The organism is Streptomyces sp. DSM 106670, assembly GCF_055792845.1.
In genome coordinates, this window is sequence record NZ_CM147704.1 from 314,482 (window position 1) to 336,022 (window position 21,541).

Consider the following 21,541-nt stretch of genomic DNA (forward strand, 5'->3'; position numbering starts at 1 on the left):
GCGGCGACGCCACCGCACCGGCTTCCGCGCCACGCGCCTCGACTACCTGCTGAGCTGTCCACACTCTTCGATATTCGCTCGAACGTTCGAATAATTCAAGCCAGGTCATCCCTGGTCGTTCGATGCACTGAACCACTGATCCCCAGGGCAGCGACGAGACGCCGAAGCGACCGGACCACGCACACTTCGGCGGCGCGGGCTCCAGCTGTCGATCCGGTGCCGGGGGTGGGCGCTCGCGTCAGCGGCCGGTGGTGGCGGCGGGTTCGCGGGCCGAGGTGTCGTGGAGTCCGAGGCGCAGGTGCTCGACGTGATAGAGGGCCTGGTCGAGGAGTTCGGCGACGTGGTTGTCGTAGAGGGAGTAGACGATGCTGCGGCCTTGGCGTTCGCCGGTCACCAGGCCGAGGTTGCGCAGCAGGCGGAGCTGGTGGGAGCAGGCCGAGTTCTCCATGCCGACGGCTTCGGCGAGGTCGCTCACCGAGCAGGGGCCTTCCTGGAGGCGGGCGAGGATGTAGAGCCGGGACGGGGTGGCCAGGGCCTGGAGGGTGGCGGCGACGTCGGCGGTGCCGACCGCGTCGAGGCGCTCGCGGGTGCTGGCGCTGGTGGTGGCGGTGTCGCGTCCGTGGCCCATGGACCTCATCATACCGATGACACTTGAAGACCTGTTCATATGTTCCTGTACGGTGAGGTCGTTGTCGTCGCCCGCCCGTGAAGGGTTGCTCTGCCATGTCTTCTGTCCTGGATCAGCGGTCCGCGCGGCCCGCCGGAGCCGCGCGCCCGGCCCCGCCGAGACGCCGGACCCGCCTGTTGGCGCTGCCGGAGGCCCGGTGGGCGCTCGCGGCGCTGGTGTTGTTCCTCCTCGCCCTGCCCGTCCATCTGCTGGGCGGCCCGGCGTGGCTGTGGGGCGCCCTGTTCGCCGCGACCTATGCCACCGGCGGCTGGGAGCCGGGCCGGGAGGGGCTGAAGGCGCTGAAGGACAGGACGCTGGACGTGGATCTGCTGATGGTCGTCGCCGCCCTCGGGGCGGCCGCGATCGGGCAGGTCCTCGACGGGGCGCTGCTGATCGTCATCTTCGCCACCTCCGGTGCCCTGGAGGCCGTGGCCACCGCCCGGACCGCGGACTCCGTGCGGGGTCTGCTGGACCTCGCGCCCGCCACCGCGACCCGCGTGCTGCCCGACGGGACCGAGGAGAGCGTCGGCTCCCGGGAACTCGCCGTCGGGGACACGATCCTGGTGCGCCCCGGGGAGCGGGTCGGCGCCGACGGCCGGGTCCTCGACGGGACGAGCGATGTCGACCAGGCCACCATCACCGGCGAGCCGCTGCCGGTGGCCAAGCGGGCCGGGGGCGAGGTGTTCGCCGGTACGGTCAACGGCACCGGCGCCCTGCGCGTACGGGTGGAGCGCGACCCTTCGGACTCGGTGATCGCCCGGATCGTGAGGATGGTCGAGGAGGCCTCCGAGACCAAGGCCCCCACCCAGCTGTTCATCGAGAGGATCGAACAGCGCTACTCGATCGGCATGGTCGTCGCGACCCTCGCCGTCTTCCTGATCCCGCTGGCCTTCGGAACCACCCTCCAGTCCGCGTTGCTGCGCGCGATGACGTTCATGATCGTCGCCTCGCCGTGCGCGGTGGTGCTCTCCACCATGCCGCCGCTGCTGTCCTCCATCGCCAACGCGGGACGGCGCGGTGTGCTGGCCAAGTCGGCCGTCGTCATGGAACGCCTGGGCCAGGTCGATCTCGTGGCCCTGGACAAGACCGGCACCCTCACCGAAGGCGCCCCTCGTGTCACCGGCATCCGGCCCCTGCCCGGCACCGGCCTGGACGAGGACGGCCTGCTCGCCCTGGCGGCAGCGGCCGAACATCCCAGCGAGCATCCGCTCGCCCGCGCCGTCGTCGACGCCGCCCGCGAACGCGGCCTTCACCTGCCCGGGGCCACCGGCTTCTCCTCCGTCCCCGGTGAAGGCGTCACCGCCACCGTCGAGGGCCGCACCGTCCGGGTCGGCTCCCCCTCCCGGCTGTCCACCGGCAGCGACACCGCGCCGTCCGACGAGGCCGTGGCCGTGGCCGAGCTGGAGGGCACCGGGCACACGGCCGTCACCGTGGTGCGGGACGGCACCGTGGTCGGCGTGCTCGGCATCGCCGACCGGCTGCGGCCCGACGCCGCGGCGACCGTCGCCGCCCTCACCGAGCTGACCGGCCGCACTCCCGTCCTGCTCACCGGCGACAACGAGCGCGCTGCCCGGCACCTGGCCGCCCAGGTCGGCATCACCGACGTCCGCGCCGGACTCCTCCCCCAGGACAAGGTCGCCGCGGTCAGGGCGTGGGAGGCGGAAGGACGCCGGGTGCTGGTGGTCGGCGACGGCGTCAACGACGCCCCTGCCCTTGCCGCCGCGCACTCCGGGATCGCGATGGGCAAGGCCGGCTCCGACCTCGCCCTGGAGACCGCCGACGCCATCGTGGTGCGCGACGAACTCGCCACCATCCCCTCCGTCGTCCAGCTCTCCCGCACCGCACGCCGCCTCGTCATCCAGAACCTGGCCATCGCCGGAACGTTCATCACCGTCCTCGTCGCCTGGGACCTGATCGGCACCCTGCCCCTGCCCCTGGGCGTCGCCGGACACGAGGGCTCCACCGTCATCGTCGGCCTCAACGGCCTGCGGCTGCTGCGCGAAGCCGCCTGGCCCCGGGTACGGTCCACCGTCGAAGATGTTCCCCTCCGGGGAACGTGACGACGGGAGTGACCACGATGACCGAGCCTGCCTGGGTGCCCCCGTCCTGCACCCTGCCCACCGAGGAACAGCCCCTGCGGGTCGCCGAGTGGGACGCGCTGTTCGCCGAACGGCTGACCGCGCTGTCCCGCCCGTCCGTGCTGCGGCTACGTCTCGACCTGGCGGGCGGCCCGGGGGTGGCGGAGCGGGTCCGTGAACTGGCGTCGCGCGAGAGCGCCTGCTGTTCGTTCTTCACCTTCGCCGTCTCCGCCGCCACCGGCGAGGACCGGGTTCACCTGGACGTCTCGGTGGACCGGGCCCACGCGTCGGTTCTGGAGGCCCTCGCCGCGCGGGCGGGCACGGCGGTACGGCGGTGAGCCAGGGCCTGCGCGGCGGGCGCGGCGGTGCGGATCAGCCCCGGAGCGGCAGCAGCCGGGGGACGGCCCGGACGTAGACCACCATGCCGATCACCTCGACCAGGGTCTGGGTGACCACGACCACCGCGGCGACGGCCAGCGCGTCCGGCAGTGCCAGGGCGAGGGGCAGGACGACCAGGGAGTTACGGGTCGCGCCGGTGAACACGATGGCCCGGCCGGCCGGAGCGTCCAGGCGGAACAGGCGGGCGACGCCGAGCCCGGCGAACGCCATCACGACGAGGAACGCGACGTAGAACGGCACGACACGGCCCACGTCGCCCAGGCTGCCCGAGTCGCCGAGCTTCGGTACCTGGGAGGCGACCACGGTGAGCAGGACGGCGGCCATCAGCGGCACCATCGTCGTGCCCATCGCGTCGGCGACCCGCTGTCCGGCCGGGCGCCGTGCGGCCCACGCCTGGGTCAGCCAGGCCAGCGTGAGCGGGACGACGATCAGCACGACGAACGCCTCGACGAACGGTCCGGCCTCCACGACCTCGGCCAGGTCCGGGCCCATGAACAGGAACAGATAGACCGGCAGCAGCACCATCTGGGCGAGGAGCAGCAACGGGGTGGCGGCGAGCAGGCGTTCACTGCTGCCACCGGCGAGCCCGCTGAAGACGATCACGTAATCGATGCACGGGGCCAGCAGGACCAGCAGCACGCCCAGGCGGACCGCCCGGTCGTCCGGGAGGAAGGCGAACATCGCGGCGACCACCAGCGGCACCACGACGAAGTTCACCACCAGCGTCGCGGCCAGGAACCGCCCGGCCCGCACCGAACGCACCAGTTCAGCGGCGGGCACCTGCAGGAACGTCACGTACAGCAGCGCGGCCAGCACCGGGTTGATCGCGCGCTCCAGCCCCGGCCCCGCACCGGGCACGGCCCAGCCCACCAGGCCCCCGGCGGCCAGGGCCCCCACATAGACGGCGACCTGATGGCGCTCCATCCCCGCGACCGGGCCGGACGGTGACGACAACGTACGTACTCCTCGCGGGTTCACGCCTCGTCGGCGGCGGCGGTGCCACCGGCGGACAGCGCCGCCCTTCTCCTGCGGTACACCACCACCCCGCACACCGCGAGCAGGGCCACGGCCACGGCGGACACCCCGAAGGCCGTCCGCTCGGCGAAAAGCCTACCGAGCACTTCGAGCACGCCGAGTCCCGCGGTCGCGTAGATCAGCGCCCAGGCCGCTCCGCCCACGAACAGGGCGGGGAGATAGCGGGACAACGGCATGCGCATACTGCCCGCGAGGAAGTTGGCGGCGGTCTGGAAACCGACCGTCAGGAAGGAGACGGCCACCATCGGCGCACCCCACCGCTGGATCGCCCGCTCGGCACGCCGGAACTTCGCCGAAGAGATCCGCTCGGCGAACCTGCTGCGCCGGGCGCCGGCGCCGGCGAGCCATCCGACGGCGAAGGTCCCTCCGGCGCGGAGCAGGACGATGACGTACAGGGCTCCGGCCGCGAGCGCGATCTTATCCACGGCGCCCCGCCCCGGGCGCGGACCCGAAACCCGTGTTCCCCGTCACCCGCACGAGCGCTTCCGCCCCGTCGGACGCACGACGCGCACGAGCCCGGTCACCGTCTCTCACCTGAGCCCCGCCCCTGCCTGTTCCGTCCGCCGGGTCCCGTACGAGACGCCGGAACCCGAACCCGCGCGCCCGGGTCCTGTGCTGCCCGGGTCCTGCGCCCAGGCAAGGCCAGCCTAACCGAACGCCCTTACGGCGGATCGGCGAGCCCGGTCACCCGACGTCCGCCCCGGGGCGGGGTGACCGCCGCCGGCACCGGACGTGGCGGTCATGAGCAGGCCCGGAGACCCTGTGCGGCCTGGGCGCGTTCGAGCTCGTACGTGGCGGAACGGGGCAGGGCGAGAGCGGCCCGGAACTCCTGGCGGGCCCGGTCCGGGCGTCCTGCCGTGAGGTGGGCCCGGCCGAGCCGGCAGCGGATGTCCATCTCCAGTCTGTCGCGCTGGGGCTCGTCCTCCGGCCGCAGGCTCCGCTGTACGGCGAGCGCCCGGTCGAGGTGGGCCAGGGCGGTGTTCGGGTCGCCCTCCTGATGGATCGCGGTGCCCAGGCGGGCCAGGGTCAGCGCCTGGAGCAGGAGGTCCTTGGCGTCCAGGGCCAGGACGGCGGCCTCACGGAGCAGAGGGGTCGCCTCGTGCGGTCGCCCCAGGGCGAGGTGGGCGTCGGCCATGCAGGTCAGGGTGCGGCTGAGCACCCGGGGCCGGCCGACCATGCGGGCTCGTGCGTGCGCGGCGCGGAAGCAGTCCAGCGCGTCCTCCTTCCGCTCCTGTGCGATCCGTACGAAGCCCAGGGAGGCGTGCACGGTGGACGCGCCCCAGTCGTCGGACGGCGGAATGGCCTTCAGCGCCGCTGTGGTGTGGGCGTCGGCCGCGCCGATGTCTCCCGCCTGGAGTGCGGCGGTGCCGAGCCCGGTGGTCGCCCGGGCCAGCTCGCGGTCGTCGCCGAGCCGGCGGCTGACCTCGGCGGCCTCCTCGAACCAGATGCGCGCCCGGTCGGTGCGGTAGGCGAAGAGTTCGGTGAGGCCCATGCAGTTGCGCAGCGTGGGCGCCATCCGCCGGTCGCCGCAGTCCCGTGAGGCTTCGAGGGCGACTTCGAGGATGGTACGGGCGTCGTGGTAGCGGCCGCGGCCGGTGAGGTAGTCGGTCAGGGCCTCGGCGATCCAGCACAGCAGGTCGCTCTCGCCGAGCACGAAGGCATGGCCGACCACGTCGACGATCTCTCCCCCGGTTTCGTCGAGCCAGTCCGCCGCGGACCGCCAGTCGGCGAAAGCCGAGCTTTCCGTGGAAGAGGTGGCCGGGAACGCCTGGGGGCCCCAGTCGCTGGCCATCCGGGCCGCGTCCAGGTGGAGTCGCAGGGCGGCCGCGCCGACCGGCCGGGAGAGGTCGGGGGTGGCCGCGGCCAGGCGGCGTGCGTGGGCCCGGACCAGGTCGTGCAGCCGGTAGCGGCCGGGCCGCGGCTGCCGCAGGAGGCCCGCGTCGACCAGCTGCTCCAGGGCCCGGCCCGCCTCGGTGGCCGGCAGGTCCAGCATCGCCGCCGGAGTCAGCGGATCGAACTCGACGGTGGGCGCGAGGCCAAGGACACGGAACATCCGCCGCTGCTGTGGCGGGAGGTGTTCGTAGGAGAGCTGGAAGGCGGCCGCGACGCTCCGGTCGTCGGCGTTCAGCTCCTCCAGCCGGTCCCCGTCATCGGCCATCCGGGCCACCATGTGCGCCAGGGTCCACTCGGGCCGTGTCTGGAGCCGGGTACCCGCGATCCGCAGGGCGAGCGGCAACCCGTCGCAGAGCCGGACGAGTTCACGCGCGGCGTCCGGTTCGCGTTCCACCCGGTCCGTTCCGACGAAGCCGCTGAGCATACGTACGCCGTCGTCGTCGGGCAGGGGCTCCAGGGAGATCCGGCGGGTCGCGTCCAGGCCGGCCAGCCGCCGTCGGCTGCTCACGATGACGGTGCTGCCCGGACCGGACGGCAGCAGGGGCCGGACCTGCCGGGCGTCCAGCGCGTCGTCCAGCACCAGCAGGAGACGCAGGCCGCTGGTCGCCGTGCGCCAGGCGGCGACCAGTTCCTCCTCGTCGTCGCCGATCCGGTCGCCGACCGTGCCCAGGGTGCGCAGCATGCGGGCCAGGGCCCTTCGCGGGGAGAGCGGCTGTCCCGTCGCGTGGGCGCGCAGATCCAGGAAGAGACAGCCGTCCGGGTGGCGGGGAACGAGGTGCCGGGCGGTCTGGACGATCAGCCGGGTCTTGCCCATGCCCGGTGTGCCGTCCACCGCCAGGACCGTGACGTTCCCGGCAGGTCCCGGCTCGGCGAGCAGCGCCAGCTCCTCCTGCCTGCCCACCAACGGTCCTACGTCACCGGGGAGTTCGTTCACCGGTGGCCGCGAGGGGTCGGGGGCCGGGGCGACGGTGACGGCGGGCGGCAGAAGGACGGTGTCGTCCTGCCGCAGCACGGCTTCGTACAGGCTGCGCAACTCCTCGCCCGGCTCGGCGCCGTGCGCCTCGCGCAGCCGGCCGCGCAGCGCGTGGAAGGCGTCGAGGGCCTCCGCCTGGCGCCCGCTGCTGTACAACGCCCTTACGCGGATGGCCAGCAGCCCCTCGTCCAAGGGGCAGGACGCGGTCAACTCGGCCAGTTCCTCGACGGCTTCGGGCGAACGGCCGAGCAGGAAGAGGCATTCCAGCCGCCCTTTCCGCAGGGTGCGCCGCTGTTCCTCCAGTTGTCGGCGGACCGACCCGGCGTAGCGGCCGGGAAGGCCGGCCAGAGGCTCTCCTCCGTACAGTCCGAGCGCCTCGTCGAAGAGGGCCTGCGCGGCGGCCGGTCCGGCGGATGCCTTGACGCTCCGGGCGCGGCGTCCGAGGGCGGCCAGTTCGACGGTGTCGAGCCGGACGCCCTCGGCCTCGAAGCGGTACCAGCCCTTGCCGCTGCGGATGAGGGACGCCCCTGCCGCCGTGCCCTGCGCGTCCAGTGATCGGCGCAGGGAGTAGACATGGCTGGGCAGCACCCGTACGCCGGTCGGCGGCGGGCTCTCGCCCCACACGTCGTCGAGCAACTCCCGGTGGCTCACCCGGCTGCCCGCGCGCAGCACCAGCGCGGCGAGGACCGCCTGCCTGCGTACGGGCCCCAGATCCAGCCGCCGTCCGCCGCGGTACGCCGACAGCGACCCGAGCAGGCCGAGCCGCAGCCGCCCGTCGTCACCGTCCGCCACGTACCCCCCTGCCCCTGCCGACTTCAGCCGGCTTCACATCACTTCATCGTTGCTTCAACGGAATTGCAGCGCAGCGTGAGAGGCTGCCGCAAGCCTTAACCCGGGCGGGTTGACGGCGGTTCCCGGCCACGTGGCCGCGTCTGTTCCGATCGCGCTGCCGGCCGGCCGCGACACGACGAAGCCCTCCGGGCCGTTCAGGTCCCGATCGAGAGGTACTCCGTGGTGCGGACGATGCGCTCGCGCTCGGCGAACGAGGCCAGTCGGTCGCGCACCGCGGAGCTGTCGCCGTCCCGGTTGATCGCCTCCAGCGTCTGCCGGACGGCGGTGATCACACTGCGCTGGAGATCCGAGGGGACGATGATCAGGCGGTACCCCAGCTCGCGCAGGCGGTCCCGGGGGACCAGCGGGGTCTTTCCGCCGTGGAACATGTTGATCAGTTTCGGCTGCGGGATGCGCGCGGCGATCTCCTCGATCTGATCCACGGTCTCGGGGGCCTCGACGAAGATGACGTCCGCGCCCGCCTCCAGGTAGGCGTGCGAGCGCTCGATCGCGCTGTCCAGGCCTTCCGTCGCGATGGCGTCGGTACGCGCGATCACCACGAAGTCCGGGTCCTGGCGCGCGGCGACGACAGCCCGGAGCTTCGCCGTCATCTCCTCCGTGCTCACCAGGGACTTGTCGTCGAGGTGTCCGCAGCGCTTGGGAAACGTCTGGTCCTCGATGTGCAGCCCGGCCACGCCCAGCCGCTCGAAGAGCCGGATCGTGCGGACGGCGTTCACGGCGTTGCCGAAGCCGGTGTCGGCGTCCGCGATGACCGGCAGGCCGGTCACCTCCACGATCTGCGCCAGCCGGTCCGCGACCTCGGTGAGGCCCAGGAGCCCGATGTCCGGCACCCCGCGGCTACGGGCGATGGCTCCCCCGCTCGCGTACAGCAGCTTGCTGCCGCTCTCCTCCACCAGCCTCGCGGTGAGCCCGTCGTACGCCCCGGGGGCGAGGTGGACGTCGTCGCTCTCGATCATCCGGCGGAGGCTGGTCGTGGGGCGCATAGGGATGGGCTCCTCGGTGTTGACCTGCTGATGGGTGCCCGGCCGCTTCGACCGGGCTTCCTGTATACAGACTGTATACAGGAGCCGCCGCGGTCCGACGTGCGAGGACCGTGAGACGGCCGCACCCACAGGGGAGCCCATGAACCAGAGCACACGCGCCTACGAACGCCTCCGCGAGGAGATCGTCGACTGGGAGCTGGCACCCGGCACCCACCTGAGCGAGATCCGGCTCGCCGAGCGCCTCGGAGTCTCGCGCACTCCCCTGCGCCAGGCGCTGCACCAGTTGGCCGGAGACCGTCTGGTCAGGATGGTGCCCGGCCGCGGAGCCTTCGTCATGGAGATCGCGCTGGAGGACGTACGCCACCTCTTCCAGCTCCGCGAGGCGCTGGAAACCTATGCGGCACGCCTGTGTGCCCGCGCACCGCATCGCACCGGCTTCCGCGAGCTGGAGCGGGAGTTCGGCGAGCGGCACACCGCGCTCGCCGCGGCGGCCACGACGGCGCGGATCGACGACTACTACGCGCTGGCCCAGCGGCTCGACGAGCAGACCGACCATGTCGCCGGGAATCCGCATCTGACCGGTGCCGTGCGCTCGTTGCGCACCCAGCTCCGCAGACTGCGCCGGATCGCCCGTCGTACGCCGGAAAGGCTGCTGCGCTCCGCCGAGGAGCACGCGCTGATCTGCGGCGCCATCGCCGACGGGGACGAGCGGCGCGCCGCCGAGCTCACCGCCGCGCACATCAACAACAGCCTGCGCAACATCCTTGAGGCCATGGCCGACGACGTGGGCCGGACGGATCCGACGGCGGCCCAGATGCATTGATCATGAGCTCACCGGTGAGGGGTGGGCCGCAGCACGCGTCCGAGGAAGCCGCGGAGGTAGCCCGCGACGACGTCCAGGTGGCTCTCCAGCAGGAAGTGTCCGCCGTCGATCAGGTGCACCTCCACGTCCTTGGCGTCGCGGGCGAAGGCCAGCGCGCCTTCCGGCGCGAAGATCTCGTCGTTGCGGCCCCACACGGCGAGCACCGGGACATCACTGGTGCGCAGGAACTCGTGCAGGAGCGGGTAGAGCGGGCGGTTGTTCCGGTAGTCGCGGAAGAGCGCGAGCTGGATCTCGTCGTTGCCCTCGCGCGAGACGAGGGCGATGTCGTGCTCCCAGGTGTCCGGACTGATCAGGCTGGGGTCGGGCACGCCGTGGACGTACTGCCAGCGGATGGCGTCGGGGCTCAGCGCGGCACGGACGCCGGGTTCGGTGTCGGGGCCGGGGTTCGCCCCGTAGGCCCAGAGGCCGGCCCAGAAGGAGTCGACGAAGCCGTCCTCGTAGCCGTTGCCGTTCTGGGTGACGAGGGCGGAGATCCGTTCGGGGTGCTTGAGCGCGAGGCGCCATCCGATGGGGGCGCCGTAGTCCTGGACGTAGAGCGCGTAGCGGTCCAGGCCCAGCTGATCGAGGAGGCCGGAGGTGAGTTCGGCGAGGGCGTCGAAGGTGTAGTCGAACTCCTCCGCCGAGGGGGCGTCGGAGTGGCCGAAGCCGAGGTGGTCCGGCGCGATGACGTGGTAGCGGTCGGCGAGCAGCGGGATGAGTTCGCGGAACATGAACGAACTGGTCGGGTAGCCGTGCAGCAGGACGATCGCGGGGGCGTCGGCGGGGCCGGCCTCGCGGTAGTGGATCCCATGACCGTCGACGGTCGCGGTCCGATGGTGCACCGAGTTCATCTCTAACCCCTTTACGCGTTTGATCCGGTTAGTCACTCGCCAGGCAAGCACGGGATCGTCTAACCTGTCAAATGGTTCGATCCGGTTAGGAAGGCGGTGGCACCCGATGGACGTCCTGCTGGACCTGCTCAACAGCAGGCCACTCGTCAACGGCGAGGAGCACGATGCGCTCGGCGACCCGGCCGAAGGCAGGCGCTGGGCGCGTGAGCACGGCGGCGACGGCAGCGACGCGGAACTGGCGCTGCTGCGCGAGGCGCGGGACGTCCTGCGGGACGTGGTGCGCGGAAAGCGTTCACCCGCCGCGTTGGGCCCGCTGCTGGAAGGGGTCCACCAGATACCCGAGGTCACTTCGCAGGGCCTTCGGTGGACGGTCGCGACTCCCCCGCACGCCCGGCCGGCCGTCGAGGCGGTGCTCGCCTGGGCCGACATCGAGCACAGCATGCCCGGCCGGCTGCGCCCCTGCGCCAACGACACCTGTCGACTGTTCCTGCTCGACCGCAGCCGCGCCAACCGCGCCCGCTGGTGCTCGATGGCCGTCTGCGGCAACCGCGAGAAGGCGCGTCGGCACTACGAACGCACCCGCTGAATCGTCAGACACCCCCTGGGGACGCCCAGGGCCCTCAAGAATCCTCGGGCTTGCGGAGTCCGGTGCCTTCCACCGGATACGGCACATACGTCCGCCGGTCCGGATCGATGGCGAGCCGGCCGCCCGCCGGGGGCCGGGCCCGCTGTGCGCAGTCGCGGCGTTCGCAGATGCGGCAGCCGAGGCCGATCGGGGTCGCCGCCCTGGGGTCGTCGAGGGCGATGCCTTCGGCGTAGACGAGGCGGTGGGCGTGGCGGAGTTCGCAGCCGAGGGCGACCGCGAACTCGGCGCGCGGGGCGTGGTGGCTGTAGCCGCCGCGGGTGATCGTGCGGGCGACCCAGAAGTAGCGTTTGCCGTCCGGCATTTCGGCGACCTGGGTCAGGGTCCGGCCCGGCGCGGAGAACGCCTCGTAGACCGTCCACAGCGGGCACGTACCGCCGAGGCGGGAGAAGTGGAAGTCGGTCGCGGACTGCCGTTTGGAGATGTTCCCGGCCCGGTCGACCCGGAGGAAGGAGAACGGCACTCCGCGGTGACCGGTGCGCTGCAGGGTGCTCAGGCGGTGGCAGACCGTCTCGAAGCCGACGCCGAAGCGGGCGGAGAGCAGCTCGATGTCGTAGCGGACGGATTCCGCGGCGGCGTGGAAGACGGCGTACGGCATGAGCAGGGCGCCGGCGAAGTAGTTCGCCAGGCCGATGCGGGCCAGCGCGGCCGACTCGGGCGAGGTCAGCTCCGGGGCGCTGTCCGCGAGGTGGTCCATCAGCGGGCGCTGTTCCAGGAAGGCCAGTTGGGTGGCGAGCTGGAAGGCCCGCTGGCCGTCGCTGAGCCAGGGGGAGAGGAAGAGGAGGCCGGTGTCGGGGTCGTAGCGGCGGGCGTCGGCGGCCGGGCCCGGTGCGGCCTGGACGACGTGGACGCCGTGGCGTTCGGCGAGCAGCGTCGTGAGGGGGTCGGCGGCCCGGCCCGGGCGCAGGCCGAGGGCCTCGGAGGTGTGCTCGGCCGCCGTGTCGAGGGGGCCGAAGTGGTTGTGGTGGGCGTAGAAGAAGTCGCGTACCTCGTCGTGCGGCTCGGCCGGCGGCAGCAGCGTCCGTCCGGTCTCCGGCGAGGCGAGCGCGGCCGCCTGTTCGGCGGTTTCGCGGTAGCGCAGGTGCAGGGCCACCAGCGCGCGGGCCACCTCCGGGTGGTCGCGGGCCGCCTCGGCGATCTCCTCGACGGCCGGCACCGTCACCCCGCACGCCTCGTCGGCCAGGGCCGCGCGCAGATCGGCCGCGAGCCGGTCCCCGGCGGCCTCGGAGAAGAACTCCGCGTCGACTCCGAAGACCTTCGCGATCTGCAGCAGCACGCTCGCGGTCAGCGGCCGCTGGCCCAGCTCGATCTGGTTGGCGTAGCTGGCGGAGATACCGAGGGCGCGGGCCATGTCGACCTGGTTCATGCCCCGCTCGCGGCGCAGGCGGCGGAGCTTGGAGTGCGCGTAGACCTTGTGCTCGGTCGCTCGTCGGGCCACGGGGTCCCTGGTCCCTCCTGGTCGGGTGCCTTCCGGGTGCGGCGTACGGGGCGAGCCACGCGGGCGGCGTACGGAAGCCGCGTACGGGGCGGCGCGCCGGTGTGGAAGTACTTGCGAACATAGCATCCGCCTCCTTCGCAACATTCGCAGATTCGCAGCTCATTCCTGTAGCGGCTCCACAGATTCGACAGGTGGTCGCGGGGCTCCGGAGCGGGCACTGTCCTTGACGTCAGCTCCGACATCACCGAGCACGTTCTGCGAGGAGTCCCGTTGATCGACCACCAGGTACGCGTCCACCCCAGCGCCGCCCGGCTGCCCCGCGAGGAGCAGCTCGCCTGGAAGCTGGCCGTCGTCGCCACCGGCACCCAGGAGGCCGGAGAGCTCGATCCGGAGGCGTCGGCCATGGCCGCCAACCGGATCGTCGACAACGCATCCGTCGCGGTCGCCTCCCTGCTGCGCCGCCCGGTCGCCGTCGCCCGCGCCCAGGCCCTCGCGCACTCCGCCGCCACGCCCGGCGCGTCGGTCTTCGGCTCCGCCCGCCGGGTCTCGCCCGAGTGGGCGGCCTGGGCCAACGGCACCGCCGTACGGGAGCTGGACTTCCACGACACCTATCTCGCCGCCGACTACTCGCACCCCGGCGACAACATCCCGCCGCTGCTGGCGGTCGCCCAGCACACCGGGCGTTCCGGCGCCGATCTGCTGCGCGGGATCGTCGCCGCCTACGAGGTGCATGTCGCCCTGGTGAAGGGCATCTGCCTGCACGAGCACCGCATCGACCATGTCGCCCACCTGAGCGCGGCGACGGCCTGCGGCCTGGGCGCCCTGCTGCGGCTGCCGACCGAGACCGTGTACCAGGCCGTGCAGCAGGCGGTGCACACGACCACCGCCACCCGGCAGTCCCGCAAGGGCGAGATCTCCAGCTGGAAGGCGTACGCCCCCGCCTTCGCCGGCAAGGCCGCGATCGAGGCCGTCGACCGCGCCATGCGCGGCGAGACCTCCCCGTCGCCGGTCTACGAGGGCGAGGACGGTTTCCTGGCCTGGATGCTCGACGGTCCGGGGTCCGACTACACCGTCCGGCTGCCCGAGCCCGGCGAGGCCAGGCGCGCCATCCTGGACACGTACACCAAGGAGCACTCCGCGGAGTACCAGGCCCAGGCGCTGATCGACCTGGCGCGGCGGCTGCGGGAGAAGACCGGGCCGCTGGAGCGGGTGCGTTCCGTGGTGCTGCACACCAGTCACCACACCCACAACGTCATCGGCTCCGGTGCGAACGATCCGCAGAAGTACGACCCCACCGCGAGCCGGGAGACCCTGGACCACTCGGCGCCGTACATCCTGGCCGTCGCCCTGGAGGACGGGGGCTGGCACCACGAGCGTTCCTACGCCCCCGAGCGCGCCGGCCGTCCGGAGACCGTCGCGCTGTGGCAAAAGGTCACCACGGTCGAGGACCCGGAGTGGACCCGCCGCTACCACGACCCGGACCCGGAGCGCCGGGCCTTCGGCGGCCGGATCCAAGTCACCCTGGAGGACGGCTCGGTGGTCGAGGACGAACTCGGCGTCGCCGACGCCCATCCGGCCGGTGCGCGCCCCTTCGACCGGCCCGCCTACGCGGGCAAGTTCCGCACCCTCGCCGAGGGAATCGTCGCCCCGGACGCCCAGGACCGCTTCCTTCTCGCCGCCGAGCGCGTCGCCGAGCTGTCCACCGCCGGCCTGGACGGACTCTTCCCGGCCGTGGACACCGAGTCCGTCGCCGCCCACAACGCCACCCTCCCCCAGGGCCTGTTCCGATGAACGATCCGGAGGCACACCTCATGAGCGTCACCGCACCGGACATCCGCCGCGGTCTGGCCGGTGTCGTCGTCGACACCACCGAGATCTCCACCGTCATCCAGGAGACCAACTCCCTGACCTACCGGGGCTACCCGGTCCAGGACCTGGCCGCCCACCGGTCCTTCGAGGAAGTCGCGTACCTCCTGTGGCACGGCGAACTGCCCGACGGCGCCCAGCTCAACGACTTCCAGGCCCGCGAGCGCGCCCTGCGTCCGCTGGACCGCAGCACACTGGAGCTGCTGACCCGGCTGCCCGGCACCTGTCACCCGATGGACGTGCTGCGTACCGCCGTCAGCTTCTTCGGCGCCGAGGATCCGCTGGAGGACGACGGCACGCTCGCCGCCAACCGGGCCAAGTCCCTCGCCCTGCTGGCGAAGCTGCCCACGGTGGTCGCCGCCGACCAGCGCCGCCGCCGGGGTCTCGCGCCGATCGCGCCGGACCCGGAGCTGGGGTACGCGGAGAACTTCTTCCACATGTGCTTCGGCTCGGTGCCCGACCCGGAAGTGGTCCGCTGCTTCGAGATCTCCCTCACGCTGTACGCGGAACACAGCTTCAACGCCTCGACGTTCACCGCACGGGTCGTCACCTCCACCCTCTCCGACCTCTACAGCGCGGTGACGGCGGCGATCGGCGCGCTGAAGGGCCCGCTGCACGGCGGGGCCAACGAGGCCGTGATGCACATGCTGAACGAGATCGGCGACCCGCGGCGGGCCGGCGAGTGGCTGGACGAGGCGCTGGCCTCCCGGCGGAAGATCATGGGCTTCGGCCACCGCGTCTACAAGCACGGCGACTCCCGGGTCCCGATCATGCAGGAGGCCCTCGACCGTCTGGTCGCCCGGGCGGGCGACCCGGAGGTGACCCGGATGGCCACGCTGCACGCGGCCCTGCGCCACGCCATGGTCACCCGCAAGGGCATCCACCCGAACCTCGACTATCCGGCCGGGCTCGCGTATCACCTGATGGGCTTCGACATCCCGCTCTTCACGCCGATCTTCGTGATGAGCCGCATCACCGGGTGGACCGCCCACATCACCGAACAGCTCGCCCACAACGCCCTGATCAGGCCGCTCGCCTCCTACGACGGCCGTGAGCAGCGTCCGGTGCCGGCCGCCTGAATCGGCGTTCGCCCCCGAGCGGCCCTCCCCCGGCCCTACGATGCGTTCTGCCCGGACCTCACGGCCCGGGCCCACAAAAGAATGCACGCACAGCTGGGGGAAGCCGGTGGGAATCCGGCGCTGACCTGCAACCGTGAACGGCGTTCCGCACGCCGTGAGTCGGAGTACCCGGAGGTGCGGTGTGCACCGCTTCTCACTGTCATGGTCTGCAGGACGAAGCCCCAGCCCGGCCCGGCACTTCCACGCGCTGCCCCGAGGGACACCGCGCGTGGTGCGCGCGGGTGAGCGTCGGCGGGTTCGTGCCGGCAGACCCGAAGATCCCATCGGGAAGGCACTCCATGCGCCGGACACTCACCCACCGCTCCGCGATCACCTCGGTCGCCCTGGCCCTCGCCCTCGCCACCCCTTCCGTGGCGCTGGCACAGACAGAGGCACCGGCACACGCACAGCCCGCGACGAACACCAACAAGGCGGTCAGGGTGACCGTCACGGTCCAGGGTCCGGACGGGCTGCTGTTCAAGGGAAAGGTCAGAACCAAGGGGCACGACGTCACCACGGCCACCGGCGGCACCCACACGTGCGACGGCACCAACGGCGGCGCGAACCCGTCCAAGGTCCCCACGCCGACCGCCGCCCTGGACGACGCCGCCCGGAAGAACGGATTCACCTGGGACGGGGCCTGGTACGCGTCCTTCGACGACTTCTCCGTCGACACCATCAAGAACGTGAGCGGAGGCGGTTCCGCCTACTGGAACATCGCGGTCAACGGCACGCCCACCCCGGTCGGTGGCTGCCAGTTCGAGATAGCCGCCGGTGACCAAGTGGCTTTCACCTGGACGTCGTTCTAGTCGCTCTGCGTCTCTTCCCCCTCTTCCGCGCCGGGCTTCATCACCCGGGCCGCATCGAGCAGCGCCTCGACCACCTCGTCGAGGTCGAGGCGCCGCTCGACGAGGCGCAGTCCGGGCAGCCCGGCGCGGGTGGTGACCCGGGGCGGGGCCAGCAGACCGCAGCAGTCCTCGTCGGGGAGTACGGAGACGTCGGCGGTGCCGATGGAGCGGGCCTCGTCGATGATCTCCTGCTTCTCCCAGGCGAGCAGCGGGCGCAGCACGGGCAGCGTCGCGGCCTCGTCCACGGCGGCCATGTTGGCCAGCGTCTGGCTGGCCACCTGCCCGAGGCTGTCGCCGGTCACCAGGGCCTCGGCGCCGGTACGGGCGGCGAGGGCGGCGGCCGTACGCACCATCAGGCGGCGCTGTGCGACGACCTGGAGCCGGCCCGCCCCTGCCACGGCGAGCTGTTTCTGCGCCTTGCCGAGGGCGATGACGTGCAGGTCGCCGGGCGGCTGGTAGCGGTTCAGCTCGCGCGCCAGCGCGTACGCCTTGTACACGGACGCCGGGGTGGTGTACGGCGCTCCGTTGAAGTGGACGAAGTCGCAGGCCAGGCCGCGGCGCATGGCCCGGTGGGCGGCGACGGGCGAGTCGTAACCGCCCGAGAGCAGCACCAGGGCGCGCCCGCTGCTGCCGACCGGCAGCCCGCTCAGTCCGGGGAGGCGTTCCCAGGAGACGTAGGTCTCCTTGCGGTCGATCTCCACGGTCAGGCGGACGTCCGGCCGGGCCAGGTCGACCCGCAGGCCGGGTACCGCCGCCAGGACGCGGGCGCCGACCTCGGCGTCCACGCGGGACGAGGTCAGGGGGAACCGCTTGTCCCGGCGCTTGGTCCGTACGGCGAAGGTGGTCCCGTGCCGCTCGGGGCCGCTCAGGGCGTCCACGGCCGCGGCGACGATGGCCTCCAGGTCGCTGGGGACGCGGACGGCCGGCTCGACCGCGTTGAAGCCGATCACCCTGCGCGCCCGCTCGACCAGCGCCTCCCGGGGGACCTCGCCGCCCAGCACGGTCACGTTCTGGGCGGTCTTGATCCAGGTGGAGCCGCTGATGCCGCGCAGTGCGACGCGCAGGTTGTCGTGCAGCCTCTCGACGAAGAGGTGGCGGTTGCGGCCCTTGAGGAAGACCTCGCCGTGCTTCAGCAGCACGCAGGGGCCCGGCGAACCGGGGCCGGCGGCCCGGGGCGCGGGCAGCCTGCCGGTGACTGAGGTGGGCATCGCTCAGAAGTCCCAGTCGTCGTCGGCGGTGTCCTCCGCCTTGCCCATGACGTACGAGGAGCCCGAGCCGGAGAAGAAGTCGTGGTTCTCGTCGGCGCCCGGGGAGAGCGCGGCCAGGATCTCCGGGTTGACCTCCGTCTCCTCCCCGCCGAAGCGGGCCGGGTAGCCGAGGTTCATCAGGGCCTTGTTCGCGTTGTAGCGGACGAAGACGGCCACGTCGTCCATCAGGCCGAGGGGTTCGTACAGCTCACCGGAGTACCGCAGCTCCAGCTCGTACAGCTCCTCCAGCAGCTCGTACGTGAAGGTCCGCATGGCCTCCTGCCCGGCCGGGGACAGCTTCTCCAGACCGCGCTGGTACTTGTAGCCGGAGTAGTAGCCGTGCACGGCCTTGTCCCGCAGGATCAGCCGGATCATGTCGGCCGTGTTGGTGAGCAGGGCGTGCGTGGAGAAGTGCAGCGGCAGGTAGAAGCCCGCGTACAGCAGGAGGGAGGACAGGAGCGTGGAGGCGACCTTCCGCTTCAGCGGGTCGTCGCCGTAGTAGTGCGCGAGGACCTTCTTGCAGCGCTGCTGGAGTACGTCGTTGCCGACCGCCCAGCGGTAGGCGTCGTCGATCTCCGCGGTGTTGGAGAGGGTGGAGAAGACCGAGGAGTAGCTGCGGGCGTGCACGGCCTGCATGAAGGCGATGTTGGTGTACACCGCCTCCTCGTGCTCGGTGCGGGCGTCCTGGATCTGCACGATCTCGCCGACGGTGGCCTGCAGGGTGTCGAGCATGGTCAGACCGGTGAACACCCGCATGGTCAGGGTGCGTTCCTCGGCGGCGAGCTTCTGCTGCCAGGCGGCGAGGTCGCCGGAGAGCGGGACCTTCTCGGGCAGCCAGAAGTTGGCGGTGAGCCGGTTCCACACCTCCAGGTCCTTCTCGTCGGTGATGCGGTTCCAGTTGATCGGGCGGAGCCGGGCGGCCGGGTCGTGGCGGTAGGACGGCGGGGTGACCGAGACGTCGGTCACCGGGGCGGGGGTGGTGGTCATCGTGGGTACCTTCGGGTGCGGGCGGCGGCGGGCGGTCACAGGGTGCAGGAGAGGCAGTTCTCGATCTCGGTGCCCTCCAGCGCCTCCTGGCGCAGCCGGATGTAGTAGAGGGTCTTGATGCCCTTGCGCCAGGCGTGGATCTGCGCCTTGTTGAGGTCGCGGGTGGTCGCGGTGTCCCGGAAGAACAGCGTGCAGCTGAGCCCCTGGTCGACGTGCTGGGTGGCGGCCGCGTAGGTGTCGATGATCTTCTCGTAGCCGATCTCGTACGCGTCCTGGAAGTACTCCAGGTTGTCGTCGTCCAGGTGCGGGGCCGGGTAGTAGACGCGGCCGAGGCGGCCTTCCTTGCGGATCTCGATCTTGGCGGCGACGGGGTGGATGGAGGCGGTCGCGTCGTTGATGTAGCTGATGGATCCGGTGGGCGGGACGGCCTGGAGGTACTGGTTGTAGATGCCGTGCGCCCGGACGGACGCCTTCAGCTCCCGCCAGTCGTCCTGGGTCGGCAGCCGGACACCGGCCTGCGCGAAGAGCGTGCGGACCCGGTCGGTGGCCGGCTCCCAGGCACGCTCGGTGTACTTGTCGAAGTACGAGCCGTCGGCGTACGCGGAGTGCTCGAACCCGTCGAAGGCGGTGCCCCGTTCGATCGCGATCCGGTTCGAGGCGCGCAGGGCGTGGAAGGCGACGGCGTAGAAGTACAGGTTCGTGAAGTCGACGCCCTCCTCGCTGCCGTAGTGGATGCGCTGCGAGGCGAGGTAGCCGTGCAGGTTCATCTGGCCCAGGCCGATGGCGTGCGAGCGCTCGTTGCCGTGGGCCACGGAGGGCACGGCGTCGATGTCCGACTGGTCGGAGACGGAGGTCAGTCCGCGTACGGCGGTTTCCACCGTCGTGCCGAGGTCACCGGAGCCCATGGCGGCGGCGATGTTCAGCGAGCCGAGGTTGCAGGAGATGTCCTTGCCGACGGTCTCGTAGTTCGCCGCGGCGTCGTAGGTGCTGGGTGTGTTGACCTGGAGGATCTCCGAGCACAGGTTGGACATGTTGATCCAGCCGGGGATCGGGTTGGCCCGGTTCACCGTGTCCTCGAACAGCAGGTACGGGTAGCCGGACTCGAACTGGAGCTCCGCGATCGTCTTGAAGAACTCCCGCGCGCTCAGCACGGACTTACGGATCCGGGGGTTGGCGACCAGGTCGTCGTAGTGCTCGCTGACCGAGAGGTCGGAGAGCGGCTTTCCGTACTCGCGCTCGACGTCGTACGGCGAGAACAGGTGCATGTCCTCGTTGCGCTTGGCGAGTTCGAAGGTGATGTCGGGCACGACCACGCCGAGCGAGAGGGTCTTGATGCGGATCTTCTCGTCCGCGTTCTCCCGCTTGGTGTCCAGGAACCGCATGATGTCGGGGTGGTGGGCGTGCAGATACACCGCGCCCGCGCCCTGCCGTGCGCCGAGCTGGTTGGCGTAGCTGAAGGAGTCCTCCAGCAGCTTCATCACGGGCACGACACCGGAGGACTGGTTCTCGATCTTCTTGATCGGCGCGCCCTGCTCACGGAGGTTCGTCAGCAGCAGCGCCACTCCGCCGCCGCGCTTGCTGAGCTGGAGGGCGGAGTTGATGCCGCGTCCGATGGACTCCAGGTTGTCCTCGACGCGCAGCAGGAAGCAGGAGACCAGCTCGCCGCGCTGTGCCTTGCCCGCGTTGAGGAAGGTCGGCGTCGCGGGCTGGAAGCGGCCGGACATCATCTCGTCCACCAGCGCGGAGGCCAGCTGCTCGTCCCCGGCGCCGAGGAAGAGCGCGGTGGCGACGACGCGGTCCTCGTACCGCTCCAGGAAGCGCGAGCCGTCGAACGTCTTGAGCGTGTACGAGGTGTAGTACTTGAACGCCCCGAGGAAGGTACGGAAGCGGTGCCCGTGGGCGTACGCCTGCCGGTACAGGCCCTCCAGGAAGCTCCAGTCGTAGCGCCGGAACGGCGCCTCCTCGTAGTAGTCGTTGCCGATCAGGTGGTCGATCTTCTCCTTCAGCGACCCGAACTCCACCGTGCTCGGATTGACGTGCTGGAGGAAGTACTGCCGGACGGCCTCGCGGTCCTGGTCGAACTGGATGCGGCCGTCGCAGTCGTACATGTTCAGCATGGCGTTGAGCGCGTGGTAGTCCCGGCGGGTGCCGACCGACTCACGCCCGGCGGGCGGCGCGGTGAGCGGTGCGGTGATCGTCGTGCTGATGGTGCTCATGCCCTCGGCCGTGCCAAGGGTTCCTGTCGTGTCCAAAACTTCCGCAGCCCTTCCCTCACGGCACGGACATCGCGGTCCGTGCCCAGCAGTTCGAATCGGTACAGCTCCGGGACCCCGCACTTCGCCGAGATGACCCGGCCGGCCAGGCAGTAGTCCACGCCGAAGTTGGTGTTCCCGGAGGCGATCACTCCGCGCAGCAGCGCCCTGTTCGCCTCGACGTTCAGGAAGCGGATCACCTGTTTCGGGACCGCTCCGGCGCGTTCACCGCCGCCGTAGGTCGGCACGATCAGGACGTACGGCCCGGTGGCCTCGGGCATGCCCTCGCGACGCGGGTGCAGGGGGATGCGGGTGGCGGGCAACTCCAGCTTCTCCACGAAGCGTTTGGTGTTCTCCGAGACACTGGAAAAATAGATCAGACCGCTCAACGGTCGCCGCCTCCTCTCGCTCGTTCCTGTCTCCGTCGTCCGAGGACCGGAGAGGAGCGGCGGCACGCGAGGCGGAGAGCGGGGCGGCGCGAAGGAAGACATGCCGGGCCCGGCTCCGTACGACGGCCACGCGACCCTCCCTCGGGGCCTCGAAGCGCGC

At 71.5% G+C, this 21,541-nt stretch carries 18 protein-coding genes; 7 read left to right on the forward strand and 11 right to left on the reverse strand.

The features are described from left to right. Positions 1–238: 238 nt before the first annotated feature. Entirely contained in the window at positions 239–628 is a 390-nt protein-coding gene (locus ACSMXR_RS01320; protein WP_376184323.1) for an ArsR/SmtB family transcription factor, read from the reverse strand. A gap of 95 nt (positions 629–723) precedes the next feature. Here ACSMXR_RS01320 and ACSMXR_RS01325 point away from each other — a divergent pair, with 95 nt between their 5' ends. Continuing rightward, positions 724–2,727 carry a heavy metal translocating P-type ATPase gene (locus ACSMXR_RS01325; RefSeq protein WP_473171006.1) on the forward strand — a complete coding sequence of 668 codons (2,004 nt, stop codon included), beginning with the start codon at positions 724–726 and terminating at the stop codon, positions 2,725–2,727. 17 nt (positions 2,728–2,744) lie between these two features. After that, a complete protein-coding gene (locus tag ACSMXR_RS01330; protein ID WP_137230974.1) occupies positions 2,745–3,083 on the forward strand; it encodes a hypothetical protein in 339 nt (112 codons plus the stop codon). Positions 3,084–3,117: 34 nt separating this feature from the next. Here ACSMXR_RS01330 and ACSMXR_RS01335 read toward each other — a convergent pair whose 3' ends face one another. The 4 genes from ACSMXR_RS01335 to ACSMXR_RS01350 form a co-directional block, all read right to left on the reverse strand. After that, positions 3,118–4,068 carry an arsenic resistance protein gene (locus ACSMXR_RS01335; protein WP_032787255.1) on the reverse strand — a complete coding sequence of 317 codons (951 nt, stop codon included), beginning with the start codon at positions 4,066–4,068 and terminating at the stop codon, positions 3,118–3,120. Between the two features lie 50 nt (positions 4,069–4,118). After that, positions 4,119–4,604: a DedA family protein gene (locus ACSMXR_RS01340; protein WP_381796177.1), complete on the reverse strand. Its 486-nt coding sequence runs from the start codon at positions 4,602–4,604 to the stop codon at positions 4,119–4,121. Positions 4,605–4,918: 314 nt separating this feature from the next. Then, the gene (locus ACSMXR_RS01345; RefSeq protein WP_473171007.1) at positions 4,919–7,837 is read right to left on the reverse strand and encodes an AfsR/SARP family transcriptional regulator; all 2,919 of its coding nucleotides are present in this window, start codon (positions 7,835–7,837) and stop codon (positions 4,919–4,921) included. Positions 7,838–8,031: 194 nt separating this feature from the next. Continuing rightward, positions 8,032–8,880, reverse strand: a complete 849-nt coding sequence (locus ACSMXR_RS01350) for an isocitrate lyase/PEP mutase family protein (RefSeq protein WP_473171008.1) — start codon at positions 8,878–8,880, stop codon at positions 8,032–8,034. A 139-nt stretch (positions 8,881–9,019) separates the two neighbouring features. Between ACSMXR_RS01350 and ACSMXR_RS01355 the strand changes: the two genes are divergently transcribed. Beyond that, positions 9,020–9,703 (forward strand): GntR family transcriptional regulator, encoded by a 684-nt coding sequence (locus ACSMXR_RS01355; protein ID WP_473171009.1) that lies wholly within the window; start codon positions 9,020–9,022, stop codon positions 9,701–9,703. Positions 9,704–9,711: 8 nt separating this feature from the next. Here the strand turns inward: ACSMXR_RS01355 and ACSMXR_RS01360 are convergent, their stop codons facing one another. Further along, on the reverse strand, positions 9,712–10,593 hold the full coding sequence (locus ACSMXR_RS01360) for an alpha/beta fold hydrolase (protein WP_381854364.1): 882 nt from the start codon (positions 10,591–10,593) through the stop codon (positions 9,712–9,714). 106 nt (positions 10,594–10,699) lie between these two features. Between ACSMXR_RS01360 and ACSMXR_RS01365 the strand changes: the two genes are divergently transcribed. Then, a complete protein-coding gene (locus ACSMXR_RS01365) occupies positions 10,700–11,179 on the forward strand; it encodes a CGNR zinc finger domain-containing protein (protein ID WP_137230961.1) in 480 nt (159 codons plus the stop codon). A gap of 34 nt (positions 11,180–11,213) precedes the next feature. Here ACSMXR_RS01365 and ACSMXR_RS01370 read toward each other — a convergent pair whose 3' ends face one another. Continuing rightward, a complete protein-coding gene (locus ACSMXR_RS01370) occupies positions 11,214–12,674 on the reverse strand; it encodes a short-chain fatty acyl-CoA regulator family protein (RefSeq protein WP_137230959.1) in 1,461 nt (486 codons plus the stop codon). Positions 12,675–12,944: 270 nt separating this feature from the next. On the opposite strand from ACSMXR_RS01370, the gene ACSMXR_RS01375 reads away from it, so the two are divergent. From ACSMXR_RS01375 to ACSMXR_RS01385, 3 genes are all read left to right on the forward strand, one after another. After that, a complete protein-coding gene (locus ACSMXR_RS01375) occupies positions 12,945–14,465 on the forward strand; it encodes an MmgE/PrpD family protein (protein WP_473171010.1) in 1,521 nt (506 codons plus the stop codon). Positions 14,466–14,485: 20 nt separating this feature from the next. Then, complete coding sequence (locus ACSMXR_RS01380; protein ID WP_473171011.1) at positions 14,486–15,619, forward strand: bifunctional 2-methylcitrate synthase/citrate synthase; 1,134 nt, start codon at positions 14,486–14,488, stop codon at positions 15,617–15,619. Between the two features lie 338 nt (positions 15,620–15,957). After that, positions 15,958–16,467 (forward strand): DUF4430 domain-containing protein, encoded by a 510-nt coding sequence (locus ACSMXR_RS01385; protein WP_137230953.1) that lies wholly within the window; start codon positions 15,958–15,960, stop codon positions 16,465–16,467. Here the strand turns inward: ACSMXR_RS01385 and thiI are convergent. From thiI to nrdI, 4 genes are read right to left on the reverse strand one after another with little or no spacing between them, the layout of a single operon-like run. Further along, positions 16,464–17,714: a tRNA uracil 4-sulfurtransferase ThiI gene (thiI, locus tag ACSMXR_RS01390; RefSeq protein WP_473171012.1), complete on the reverse strand. Its 1,251-nt coding sequence runs from the start codon at positions 17,712–17,714 to the stop codon at positions 16,464–16,466. The two genes, ACSMXR_RS01385 and thiI, sit on opposite strands and share 4 nt — an antisense overlap. A 3-nt stretch (positions 17,715–17,717) precedes the next feature. Then, complete coding sequence (gene nrdF, locus ACSMXR_RS01395) at positions 17,718–18,740, reverse strand: class 1b ribonucleoside-diphosphate reductase subunit beta (RefSeq protein WP_473171013.1); 1,023 nt, start codon at positions 18,738–18,740, stop codon at positions 17,718–17,720. A 35-nt stretch (positions 18,741–18,775) separates the two neighbouring features. Beyond that, a complete protein-coding gene (gene nrdE, locus ACSMXR_RS01400; RefSeq protein ID WP_473171014.1) occupies positions 18,776–20,956 on the reverse strand; it encodes a class 1b ribonucleoside-diphosphate reductase subunit alpha in 2,181 nt (726 codons plus the stop codon). Then, positions 20,953–21,381: a class Ib ribonucleoside-diphosphate reductase assembly flavoprotein NrdI gene (gene nrdI / locus ACSMXR_RS01405; protein WP_218527121.1), complete on the reverse strand. Its 429-nt coding sequence runs from the start codon at positions 21,379–21,381 to the stop codon at positions 20,953–20,955. Before nrdI ends, nrdE begins: the two co-directional genes overlap by 4 nt. Between the last annotated feature and the right edge of the window lie 160 nt (positions 21,382–21,541).